This is a genomic window from Arthrobacter sp. 135MFCol5.1 (assembly GCF_000374865.1).
Classification (GTDB): Bacteria; Actinomycetota; Actinomycetes; order Actinomycetales; family Micrococcaceae; genus Arthrobacter.
Genome location: NZ_KB895453.1, coordinates 121,539 through 133,172, shown reverse-complemented (window position 1 = coordinate 133,172; position 11,634 = coordinate 121,539). Strand labels below are relative to the sequence as shown.

Annotated in this window: 11 protein-coding genes; 4 read left to right on the top strand and 7 right to left on the bottom strand. The window is 67.3% G+C overall.

Annotation, left to right across the window (positions count from 1 at the left end):
- Positions 1-5: 5 nt before the first annotated feature.
- Positions 6-611 (top strand): TetR/AcrR family transcriptional regulator, encoded by a 606-nt coding sequence (locus tag C563_RS0104195; protein ID WP_026264358.1) that lies wholly within the window; start codon positions 6-8, stop codon positions 609-611.
- Between the two features lie 85 nt (positions 612-696).
- Positions 697-873, top strand: coding sequence for a CsbD family protein (locus C563_RS20860; RefSeq protein WP_018760781.1), 177 nt, complete (start codon positions 697-699; stop codon positions 871-873).
- An 82-nt stretch (positions 874-955) separates the two neighbouring features.
- Here the strand turns inward: C563_RS20860 and C563_RS0104185 are convergent, their stop codons facing one another.
- Entirely contained in the window at positions 956-1,630 is a 675-nt protein-coding gene (locus tag C563_RS0104185; protein WP_018760780.1) for a DUF1345 domain-containing protein, read from the bottom strand.
- 166 nt (positions 1,631-1,796) lie between these two features.
- Here C563_RS0104185 and C563_RS0104180 point away from each other — a divergent pair, with 166 nt between their 5' ends.
- Positions 1,797-2,768, top strand: coding sequence for a helix-turn-helix domain-containing protein (locus C563_RS0104180; RefSeq protein ID WP_018760779.1), 972 nt, complete (start codon positions 1,797-1,799; stop codon positions 2,766-2,768).
- A 128-nt stretch (positions 2,769-2,896) separates the two neighbouring features.
- Positions 2,897-3,526, top strand: coding sequence for an AmiS/UreI family transporter (locus tag C563_RS0104175; protein ID WP_018760778.1), 630 nt, complete (start codon positions 2,897-2,899; stop codon positions 3,524-3,526).
- Here C563_RS0104175 and C563_RS0104170 read toward each other — a convergent pair.
- From C563_RS0104170 to C563_RS0104145, 6 genes are all read right to left on the bottom strand, one after another.
- Complete coding sequence (locus C563_RS0104170) at positions 3,519-4,994, bottom strand: APC family permease (protein ID WP_018760777.1); 1,476 nt, start codon at positions 4,992-4,994, stop codon at positions 3,519-3,521. The genes C563_RS0104175 and C563_RS0104170 overlap by 8 nt on opposite strands.
- Before the next feature lie 305 nt (positions 4,995-5,299).
- On the bottom strand, positions 5,300-6,196 hold the full coding sequence (gene purU, locus C563_RS0104165; protein ID WP_051083405.1) for a formyltetrahydrofolate deformylase: 897 nt from the start codon (positions 6,194-6,196) through the stop codon (positions 5,300-5,302).
- Between the two features lie 3 nt (positions 6,197-6,199).
- A complete protein-coding gene (locus C563_RS0104160; protein WP_018760775.1) occupies positions 6,200-7,630 on the bottom strand; it encodes an L-serine ammonia-lyase in 1,431 nt (476 codons plus the stop codon).
- On the bottom strand, positions 7,630-8,274 hold the full coding sequence (locus C563_RS0104155; protein ID WP_018760774.1) for a sarcosine oxidase subunit gamma: 645 nt from the start codon (positions 8,272-8,274) through the stop codon (positions 7,630-7,632). The genes C563_RS0104160 and C563_RS0104155 overlap by 1 nt, the downstream gene beginning before the upstream one ends.
- Positions 8,267-11,221 carry a sarcosine oxidase subunit alpha family protein gene (locus C563_RS0104150; protein ID WP_018760773.1) on the bottom strand — a complete coding sequence of 985 codons (2,955 nt, stop codon included), beginning with the start codon at positions 11,219-11,221 and terminating at the stop codon, positions 8,267-8,269. Before C563_RS0104150 ends, C563_RS0104155 begins: the two co-directional genes overlap by 8 nt.
- Positions 11,218-11,631, bottom strand: coding sequence for a sarcosine oxidase subunit delta (locus C563_RS0104145; RefSeq protein ID WP_018760772.1), 414 nt, complete (start codon positions 11,629-11,631; stop codon positions 11,218-11,220). The genes C563_RS0104150 and C563_RS0104145 overlap by 4 nt, the downstream gene beginning before the upstream one ends.
- Positions 11,632-11,634: the final 3 nt, after the last annotated feature.

Here is an 11,634-nt window from a genome sequence, read left to right as displayed (position 1 = left end):
CCGCTGTGCCGAAGATTGTTGACCATGACGAGCGCCGCCTGGAACTCGTGGATGCCACGTGGCGGATCATCGCCCGGCAGGGGCTTGAAAGTGCCACCATGCGCGAGATTGCCATGGAGGCCGGCTTCGCCAACGGCGCCCTGAAGCCATACTTCCCCACGAAGGACACGCTGCTTGAGTTCGCCTTCAGCCATGTGTTCAACCGGACCAATCAACGCATCGCCCAGGTGACGGCAGGCAAGGCCGGATTGGAGGCGCTGCGGTCCTTTTGCCTGGAGGTCCTCCCCCTCGATGAAGAGCGCATCAATGAAGCGCGCGTGGTCATCCCGTTCTGGCAGAAGGCAGTCAGCGATCCACGGAAGGCTGACATCCACCGCGAATCCATGGCCGAGTGGCTGGCCGCCATCCGCCGCTACCTCGGAGAGGCACGGAACAGCGGGGACGTCAACGCCGGCGTCGCCGACTCCGTCCTTGCCGGCCAGCTGCTGAACATGCTGCTGGGAGCCCAGGTCGAGGCCGCCCTTGCGCCGGAGGGCCAAGTGGAGTTCGGCCACGCCGCGCAGCTGGAAGGCTACCTCGCCCTGCTTGGCAAAATTCCAGGCGGCAAATGAGCCCTAAACTCGAAAGTATGCTTACTATTGACTGGTCAGGTTCTGGTGCAGACCGGAGCGAGCACGAATTGTTAGGAGCATCTCCATGGGTTTGGACGACAAGATCGGCAACGCTGCAGAGAAGCTTGGCGGCAAGGGCAAGGAAGCTGCCGGCAGCGCCACGGGCGATGAGAGCCTGAAGGCTGAGGGCCAGGGCGACCAGGCAAAAGCCGACCTCAAGCAGGCCGGCGAAAAAGTCAAGGATGCCTTCAAGAAGGATTAATTGACGCCTCCCACAATGGGTGCAGCTCCCGCAGGAGCTGCACCCATTGGCGTTAAGGGAGCCAACCCGCTCACGCGGGCGTTTAGTGGATGAGGCCGGACACCAGGTTGATGGTGGTGGCCAGGACGATGGCCCCCAGCAGGTAGGACAGCAGGGCTTGCCGGAGGACCGTGGAGCGGATGGCGTTGGTCTTCAGGTCCGTATCCGATACCTGGAAGGTCATGCCAACGGTGAACGCCAGGTACGCGAAGTCCGCATAGCGGGGCTGGGTTTCCTCATTGAAATCGACGCCGGTCCCGTCGCGGTAGTAGATGGCCGCGTAGCGGAGCGTGAACAGGGTGTGGACCAGGAACCACGACAGGGCAATGCTGCCCAGGGCCATGGCCACCGTGGCATCCTTGCTCATGCCCTGCGAGCTGGAGGCATCCAGCAGGATCAGGGCCACTCCGGCAAAGCTGGCCACCGTGGCACTGAGGACCATCGTGTCCGAAAAGACCCGGCCCGGATCCTCCCGGCGGGCATGGGCGGCGGTTGCGCCGGGCCCCAGGTGCCGGATCACACTCCAGACCCAGACCAGGTACGTGGCCGAGGCGGCCGCCCAGCCGAGGGCGGGCGCGTAGGTCCAGTGCCCCAGCGCACCCACGCCAAGTGCCACCACCACGCCAACAGCGAGCATCACCACCATCCGCAGCCGGGAATGATGCGCGGGGGAATTGAAGTTGCGGTGGCGGTCCTGCGAAGCGGCGACGGCGTTCATGCGCGGATCATGCCACGGGAAGCTTGGAAACGCCTGACAGGCAGCCGAGCGATTCTTTTTTCGCCAACCGTTGAAAAAAGATTCGGCCCGCGCTAGCCTGAACGTACTGTGTCGCAGGACACAGCCCGGGGGGACATCAGGTGGCCATCTGTAGCAAGGAACATCCATGCCAGCAACAGCTACAGCCGGAAAAGTTACCCGGCCCGAACGCCAGCACGTTACTGCGAGCGTTGCGGCGTCCTTCGACCACTGGAAGCACCTGGTGGCAGAGTCCTTCGTGCCCCTCACCGCACAGACAGCTGACGTGGACGGGTTCCAGGGCCGGATGCGCTCCCGGGTGCTGGACCGGATGTCCGTTGTTGAAGTGACCGCCACCTCGCACGAAGTGCACCGCACCCCCGCCCTGATCGCGCAGGCCCACGAACGCTATTTCAAGCTCAACCTGCAACTGGAGGGCACCGGGCTGCTGATCCAGGACAACCGCGAAGCCGTGCTCCAGCCCGGGGACCTGGCCATTTACGACACCAACCGGCCGTACACCCTCGCCTTCGAGGACACGACCCGCATCATGGTGCTGATGTTCCCCTGCGACGCCGTGTCCCTGCCCACCGACTATGTGGGACAGTTGGCGGCAGTGCGGATGGGCAGCGGAGGCCTGAGCGGACTCGTGGGTCAGTTCATCCGCCAGTTGTCGGAAAACCTGGACGTCCTGAACGGCCCCAGCGGGTCCCGGCTGGCAACGAATGCCCTGGACCTGGTGTCCACCATGCTGCATGCCGAAATGGATATTAAGCCGGACCGGATGAAGCCGCAGGCGCTGCTGGCCGTCTCGGTCCGCGAGTACATCGAGGCGCACCTCTCGGACCCGCTGTTGTCCCCGGCGAGCATTGCAGCAGCACATTTCATCTCCACCAGGCACCTGCATAACGTCTTTCACGAGTCCGGGACCACGGTGGCCAGCTGGATCCGGACCCAACGGCTTGAGGGCGCCCGCCGCGAACTCCGCGACCCGCTGAACGCGGGGCAGTCCGTCGGCACGATTGCGGGCCGCTGGGGTTTCCTGGACGCAGCCCACTTCAGCCGCACCTTCCGCGACGCCTTCGGCGTCTCACCCAGCGAGTGGCGCAAAAGCGCCTAGGCCGCACCCGGCCGTCCCCACCAATTACGACCAGGGCCCGTTGGGCACCGCCCCTCCGCTTCCGCTAACGTCCGTCAGGTGACAAAGAAGTTCCGCCTCGCGTTAGTTTTCCGGGAAGAGGGCCGCTGATGCCTTTCATTTGCCTCCTGCTCTCCGGTGCCGCGCTGCTGGCCAACGGGCTGGCGACCCTCGGGCACGTTCCCCGCCGCGACGCCGCGGCCCTCAACCTGCTGGTGGGCGGCACCCAACTGGTGCTCGCCGTCGTCTATGTCTCTGCCGCCGGGGACGCTCCGGCGCCGCTCCTCACGGCCGCCGGCATGTTCCTGTTCGGAGCGACCTATCTGTACTCGGGGCTGGACGTGTTGCTGGGGCTCGGGTCACGCGGCCTTGGCTGGTTTTGCGGGTTGGTGGCGTTCTGCGGCATGCTGCTGGCCACCGCTTGGCTGGGCGCGGATCCGCTGCTCGCGGTGCTGTGGGTGTGCTGGTCCGCGCTGTGGGCCCTGCTGTTCGCCTGCCTGGCCCTGGGCGCGGTGCGGCTTGAACGTTTCACGGGCTGGGCCTTGGTGCTGGCTGCTCCGGCGTCGGCCACAATTCCGGCGCTCCTTGGCCTGGCAGGGCTCTGGCCCGCTTCTCCGGCCGCAGCGTGGGGTGGCGCGCTGATCGGGGCCATCCTGATCGTCGCGGCACGCGCACTGGCCCGGCGCGAACCAAAGGTTCCACGCCGGGCCAGTGCCGGAGATCCCGCGCCAGCTAGGTAAGCACGTGGCCCGGGGAAGCTGAATGGTGGCGCCGCTCGATGACCCATTCCACCAGCACCCCGGACAGGAAGACCGCCGGGACCGTTGCGAGCAGGGCCGTGGCCGTCTCGGCATTGCCGCCAATGAGGGCGGTGAAATTGCTGACCACCAGGTAGAGGACCCATGCCAGCAGGACTGCCGCCAGGGCCGGGGCAATCCGGGTCTGCCACAGCCCGGCGCCGGCATGTTCCCGTCGGAAGAACGCGACGACGGCGGCTGAGCAGAGCATGTACAGCACCAGGAGAGCTGCCACAGCAAGGCCGCTGAACCATGAGAACAGGGTCAGCACAGGGTCCATCGCCAGGATGGCGAACGGCACCACCAGGACGACGGCGGTGGCGGACTGGACCCAGGCGGCAACGGCAGGAGCCCGGTGCCGGTTGGTCCGGGCAAGGACGGCGGGCATGGAACCGCGCAGGGCCAGGGAGTGGAGGTAGCGGTTGATGCCGTTGTGGAAGGCGATGATGCCGGCGAGCAACGAGGTGACCAGCAGGATGCCGGCCACGATGCCCGCCCAGGGGCCGAACAGTTCCTTCAGCGGACCCAGCACGAAGGACGTCGCATCCCCCGACTCGAGGGCGGCGCCCGCGGCGTCCATGACGCTTGAGGGCCCGTAGTAGCTCACCAGCATCCAGGAGATGAAGGCGAAGAACACCGAGATCACCCCTACCGAGAGGTAAGTAGCCCTGGCGACGGTGCGGTGCGGGTCCTTGGCCTCGGCGGAGTAGATGGCGGTGGACTCGAAGCCGAACATGGACGCCACCGCGAACATGATGGCAACGCCGGGGGCACCTGCGCCTATCGCTTCGGGGGAAAAGGACGCCGCAACGCTGATGCCTTCCGGGCCGCCGCCGTGGAACAGTACGGTGAAGCCGAACATCAGCAGGATGGCCACCTCCAGGCCCACCAGCACTGCCAGGACGCGGGCGCCGATTTCGATGTTGAGGGAGCCCAGTACCTGGACTCCCGCCATGGTGGCCAGGGCCAGCAGCCACCAGGGAATGTCCAGGCCGGTCGAGGCCAGGAGCCCGGAGAAGGCCGCACCGTACAGCCCGTACATGGCGGCCTGAACGGTGCTGTAGGCCAGCAGGGCCAGCCAGGCCGCCCCGGCTCCGGTCCGCCTGCCAAAGGCTGCCGTCACGTAGGCGTAGAAGGCGCCGTTCGCTTGGATCTTGCGGCTCATGGCAACGAAGCCGACGGCGAAAACCACGATGACTATGCCCACGATCAGGTACGCGCCGGGGGCACCGGCGCCGTTGCCCAGGGCCGCCGCCAGCGGCGCCGCGCCCACGATCCCCGTCAGGGGCGCCTGGGCGGACAGGACGAAGAACAGGATGCCGAGCACGCCGATGCTGCCGGCGCGGAGGGCGGTGGAATGCTCCTTGGCCGGAGCGTCAGCGGTCCGGGTCTCGGAATTCGAAATACTCATTGGATCCTTCTTAACGGTCATGAGCTCGGGAAAATTGCTGTGGAATCCAGCTTGGCAGCGGCAGGGATTTCCGCTTTGTCCACCAGCGATCAGTTGTTGTCGGTCCGCGCAGCGCCGGTCCGGGCATCCTCCCGCCGCTGAATTTCCCCACCTTTCCGCCCGCATCACTCGCAGCCGGCGGCGTGTGGCGGGGACACGCCGTCGGGCGAGCCCAAACATGGGGAGAATCAGCCGGGCACAATAAAGCGCGGCCGGCCTCCCCTGGAAGGAAGCCGGCCACGCCGTCGTAATTCAGTTATCTGGGGTTACCGCAGCACCACGGTGCGGTTGCCCTGCAGCAGGACCCTGCCCTCGCAGTGCCATTTCACCGCGTTGGAGAGGGCCTTGCATTCGGTGTCGCGGCCGGCGGCCACCAGGTCCTCTGGCCCGTAGGTGTGGTCCACCTCCACCACCTGCTGGGCGATGATGGGTCCTTCGTCCAGTTCAGCGTTGACGTAGTGGGCTGTGGCGCCCACGGTCTTGACGCCACGCGCGTAGGCCTGGTGGTACGGCTTGGCGCCCTTGAAGCTGGGCAGGAATGAGTGGTGGATGTTGATGGCCCGGCCGTCCAGCTTGCGGGTCAGGTCGTCGCTGAGCACCTGCATGTACCGGGCCAGCACCACCAGTTCCACCTCCAGCCCGTCAACCAGGTCCATCAGCTGCGCCTCGGCCTCGGGCTTGGTGTCAGCCGTGACCGGGATGTGGCGGAACGGGATGCCGTGCCACTCGACCAACGCCTGGTGGTCACGGTGGTTGGACACCACGGCCACCACGTCAACGGGAAGTTCGCCGATCCGGGCACGGAACAGCAGGTCGTTGAGGCAGTGTCCGAACTTGGACACCATGATCAGAACCTTGCGCTTGGAGCCCTGGCGTTCCAGCTGCCACCGCATGCCGAATTTGTCCGCGACCGGGGCAAACGAGTCCCGCAGGACTTCCACGGTGGAATCGTCGCCCTCGGAAACGAAGTGCACCCGCATGAAGAAGTGGCCTTCGGAGCGCTCACCGAACTGCTTGTTGTCGATGATGTCGCAGCCGTGTTCCAGCAGGAAGCCGGAGACGGCGTGCACGATGCCGGGCCCCTCGGCGCAGTCGAGGGTCAGGACGTGCTCCACGGTGGTGGGCGCCTTCGGGGCGGGCATCCGGGTCTCAGTAACAGTCATGGCTCAGCACTCGATCACATTCACGGCGAGGCCTCCTCGGGAGGTTTCCTTGTACTTGGTTTTCATGTCGGCTCCGGTGTCGCGCATGGTCTTGATGGCCTTGTCCAGCGAGACCTTGTGGCTGCCATCCCCATGCAGGGCCAGCCGGGCTGCGTTGATCGCGTTTACGCTGGCGATCGCGTTCCGCTCGATGCAGGGGATCTGCACCAGGCCGCCCACGGGATCGCAGGTCAAGCCCAAGTTGTGCTCGATCCCCACCTCCGCGGCGTTTTCCACCTGCGCCGGTGTCCCGCCGAGCACTTCGCAGAGCCCGGCCGCGGCCATGGAGCAGGCGGAGCCCACCTCACCCTGGCAGCCCACTTCGGCGCCGGAGATGGACGCATTTGTCTTGAAAAGGATTCCGACGGCGGCCGCCGCCAGCAGGAAGCGGACCACGCCGTCGTCGTCTGCTCCCGGAACAAATTTCACGTAATAGTGCAGGACGGCCGGCACGATCCCGGCCGCGCCGTTGGTGGGAGCCGTGACGATCCGCCCGCCGGCGGCGTTCTCCTCGTTCACGGCGAGTGCGAACAGGTTGACCCATTCCATGGCCAGCAGCGGGTCCGCCGGTGCCTGGACGGGCGACGGCGTTGCTGCCGCCGCCTGGGCGGAGGCCTCCGCCGATGCCGCAGCGGACGCCGTCAGGGTGCGGAACAGCGCCGGTGCGCGCCGGGGTACCTTCAGGCCGCCCGGCAGGATGCCCTCGGCGTTGCAGCCGTTCTCCACGCATTCGCGCATCACGGCCCAGAGCCCGAGCAGCTTCTCCCGGAGTTCTGCCTCGCTGTGCCACGTGAGTTCGTTGGCCAGCATGACATCGGAAATGGACATGCCCTCGCGGCTGCAGATCTGCAGGAGCTCGTCCGCCGTGGCGAACGGGTAAGGCAGGACGGTGTCGTCCGCCACCACCTTGTCGGCCCCTTCGGCGTCGCCGTCCACCACGAAGCCGCCGCCAATGGAGTAGTAGCTGCGTTCGCTGAGCACGGCGCCGGTGTGGTCGAGGGCGCGGAAGGTCATGCCGTTAGGGTGCGCGGGAAGGGACTTGCGGCGGTGCAGCACCACGTCCTCTTCCCAGTTGAAGTCCACCCGGTGGCTGCCGGCGATGTGCAGCTCGGCGTTCAAGGCCGCTGCTGCCACTTGGTCGTCAGCGGTGAACGTGTTCACGGTCTCGGGCTCCAGGCCCTGCAGGCCCAGGACCACCGCCTTGTCGGAGCCGTGGCCGCGGCCCGTGGCGCCCAGGGAACCGAACAGTTCCGACTGGACCCGCACGGTGGAGGCCAACTGGCCGTCGCCCTTCAGGCCGTCGGCGAAGAGCTTGGCAGCCCGCATCGGGCCCACGGTGTGTGAGGACGAGGGCCCGATGCCAACGGAGAACAGGTCAAGGACGCTGAGCGCCATCAGGGCACCTCGGGTGAGGCGTACTCCCGCATGGCGTCCAGGAGCCACCGGCCCAGGAACTCGGCGAACGATGCCCGGGGGAAGATCCGGAAGGAGTCCTCCCCGGTCTTCCAGAGGATCGCTGGGATGTTCGCGATTTCGGTGGAGAAGGCGGTACCGGTCTTGAACACCCGGGGGTGCAGGTCCAGCGAGCAGCCTTTTTCCAGGACGGCGCGGACCCGGGGGCCCACCAGTTCGAACGTGGTGCGGTTGGCGGACAGGTCCACCACCTGGCCTGCGTCGTTGCCCAGCGCTTCGCGGAGGGCCGGGATCAGGTCCCCACCAAGGGATTCGTGTGCCTCGGTGGGTGCCACCACCAGGAACTCGGAGGGCCCCAGCCACAGGACAGAGGTGTCCCCGGTGGTTGCCACAGCACCGGAGGCGGCGGGCAGTCCGCCGGTGGCGGCGGCCAGCCGCTGCGCCGTTTCCGAGCCGGCGTCTGCCCGCAGCCCCACCATGGTCAGGAAGGGGAGCTCGGACAGTTCTACGGTGCCGGCCAGGGAGCCTGCGGTGAAGGCTTCCGCCAGCTGGCGTGCCGGGCTGACGCGTGCCGAGAGGTTCTGCTCTGCGGAGCTCTGGGTGGGGGATGCTGCTGTTTCAGCCATCTTTACGGGTCCCTTCTGGGTCAAAAAGCACTGTTTCCGCAACAACCACGTCCACCAGCTGGTCGCCGGCGGCGGCCACCAGTGTTTCGCCGATGCGGTTGCGGCCGTTCTTGATCAGGGCCAGGCCGAAGGACCTGCCCAGCGCTGCGCTGTGGTAGCTGGAGGTGACGAAGCCTTCCATCGGAACCGGCCCGTAGGCCGGGTTGGTGGAGCGTCCCTTTTCCACCAGCTGGGTGCCTTCGGGCAGCCGGAGCGTTCCGTCGACGGGAAGGACGCTGACCAGGTGCTTGCGGTCCTCGCGGCTGGAATCGGCGCGGGAGTACGACCGCTTGCCAATGAAGTCCTTGGCCTTGGAAACGATCCACTCCATGCCGGCGTCCTGCGGGGTGACGGTTCCGTCGGTGTCTTGGCCGACGATCGGGTAGCCCTTTTCGGCGCGCAGCACGTGCATGGTTTCGGTGCCGTACGGGGTGATGTTGAACTCGGCTCCGGCGGCGGCCACGGCTTCCCAGGTGTTCAGCCCGTACCAGGCCGGGATGTTGATCTCGTAGGCCAGTTCGCCGGAGAACGAGATCCGGCAGATCCGGGCGCGGACGCCGGAGGCCAGGGTGGTTTCGCGGAAGGTCATGAACGGGAACGCCTCGGCGTCCAGGCCGCCGTTGGCAGCCAGTTCGGGTGCGACCCTGGCGATGACTTCACGGGACTTGGGGCCGACGACGGCGATGGTGCTCCACTGTTCCGTCACCGAGGTGCACTTGACGTCCAGTTCCGGCCACTCTGTCTGCAGCCACTCTTCCAGCCAGTCCAGGACCTTCGCGGCGCCGCCGGTGGTGGTGGTCATGAAGTAGGTGTCGTCGTCCACGCGGAGGGTCACGCCGTCGTCGAAAATCATTCCGTCCGGCGTGCACATCACGCCGTAGCGGGCCGAGCCCGGGGCGAGTTTCTTGAACGCGTTGGTGTAGACCCGGTTCAGGAACTCCCCCGCATCCTTGCCGCGGATCTCGATCTTGCCCAGCGTGGTGGCGTCCATGAAGCCCACGGACTCGCGGACAGCGGCACATTCGCGCAGCACTGCGGCGTCCATGTCCTCCCCGTCCTGCGGGTAGTACCAGGGGCGCTTCCACTGCCCGACGTCCTCGAAGAGCGCACCCTTGGCCACATGCCAGGGGTGGATGGAGGTGATGCGGGCGGGGTCGAAGAGTTCGCCGCGCTGGCGTCCGGCCAGTGCCGCGAAGGCCACCGGGGTGAACGGTGCACGGTAGGTGGTGGTTCCGATGTCGCCGATGCCGCGGGAGGCCTCGCCTGCCGTGCGGAGGGCCGCGGCGATCACGCCGATGGCGTTGACGCCGGAGGTCTTGCCCTGGTCGTTGGCGGTGCTGATGGAGGTGTACCGCTTGATGTGCTCGACGGAACGCATGCCGGCCCCGGTGGAGCGCAGCACATCAGCCACGGACTGGTCGCGCTGGAAGTCCACGAAGTGGTGGTGCCAGTCGTCGGGGCTGCCGTTCTCGCCCGGCACCAGCCAGAGCTGGCGGGTGGGCGCTGCGGCCTTGGGCTCACCGAACGTGGACGGTTCGACGGCGGATTCGAAGCCCGCTGCGATGGCGGCCCGCGCGCCGGCGGAGACGCCCTCGGCAAGGCAGTCGGCGGTGGCGAAGGAGCCGCGGCCGGAGCCGATGGTCTGCTGGTTGGGCACTTCGGTGCTGGGGACGAAGGCTGCCAGTCCGTCGTCCCAGCGCAGCTTGCCCTGGCGCTGGGAGTGCAGGTGGACCAGCGGGCTCCAGCCGCCGGACACAGCCAGCAGGTCGCAGGCGATCTGCTCGACGCCGGAGGTGAGCTCGCCGTCGTCGTTGATGCTGCGGACGGTGACGCCGTCCAACCGGCCGTCGGCTGCGCCTTCTCCGGAGGAGGAAGTGTTGGCCACCGCGCTGCCGATCAGCACCCGGATTCCGGATTCGACGGCGGCAGTTGCCACGGCGGTCAGCGCGGGGCGGGCGTCCACGACTGCGGCAACCTTGACCCCCGCGGCGGCGAGATCGGCTGCGGCGGCGTAGGCACTGTCGTTGGTGGTGCCGATGACCACGCGCTTTCCGGCGGCCACGCCGTACCGGTTGAGGTAGGTGCGCACGGCCGATGCCAGCATGATTCCCGGGCGGTCGTTGTTCTCGAACACCAGGGGGCGTTCGTGGGCGCCGGGGGCCAGGACCACCTGATTGGCACGGATGTGCCAAATCCGCTGCCGGGACACCCCGGGGGCGGCGGGGCTGGAGAGGTGGTCGGTGCGGTTCTGGACGGCGATCACGTAGTTGGCGTCGTAGGCGCCGAATGCGGTGGTGCGGTTCAGGACGGTGGATTCGGCGCCGGACACCAGCTCGGCTTCAACGTCCGCCACCCACTCCAGGGCGGGCTTGCCCTCGATGGTCTCGGCCAGGCCGGGCGCGGTGGAACCGGAGAGCAGGGAGCCGCCCAGTTCGGGCTGGTCATCCAGGAGCATGACGCGGGCGCCGCTGCGGACGGCCTCGCGGGCTGCGGCAAGTCCGGCGGGGCCGCCGCCGATGACCAGGATGTCGGTGTGGACGTACTTCTTGTCGTACTCGGCGCGGTCATCTTCCGGGTCGAGCTTGCCCAGGCCGTTGAGCCGGGTGGCCTGGAGCCCGTCCACCAGGGAAACGGTGGTGGCAGGCAGCATGGATTCGGCGACGTGGCCGGGGAAGCGGGCCTCGATGCGGACCAGGGCGTTGGCCTCTTCCACTCCGGCGGACATGATGCCGCGGGGCCGGTCCTCATAGAGCGAATTGCCGGCGGCGATGCGGCCGTTGGCGAGCAGGGCCGAGGCCAGCGTGTCGCCGGGGTGCCCGGTGAATTCCTCGCCGTCCACGATGAAGCGCCAGGAGATGGTGCGGTCGATGCGGCCGCCGGTTGCCAGGCGGGCGTTCTGCGAGGTCACTTGGTGGCTCCTTCCGGGGCGGTGCGGGTAGGGCTGGCGGCAAGGCTGGTTGCTGAGAGGCTGGGTGCCGCGGTACCGGTGGTGGTGCTGTCGGCGGCTGTACTGGCGGTGCCTGCCTCGACGGCCGGATCAGCGGCAAGGTCCGGCCGGCGCGTACCCATCGGGTAGACCGCCTGGATGTCGTAGCTGACGGTGTCGCGGAGCATGTTGAACCATTGGCGGCAGCCCGTGCTGTGGACCCAGCGTTCGGCGAAGATGCCTTTCGGGTTCTCCCGGTAGAAGAGGTAGCGGGACCATTCGGTGTCGGTCAGCTCGTTCGGGTTCTCCGGGTAGGGCACGTGGGCCTGTCCCCCGTAGTGGAATTCGGTTTCGTCCCGCGGGCCGCAGTTGGGGCATGGGATCAGCAGCATGTG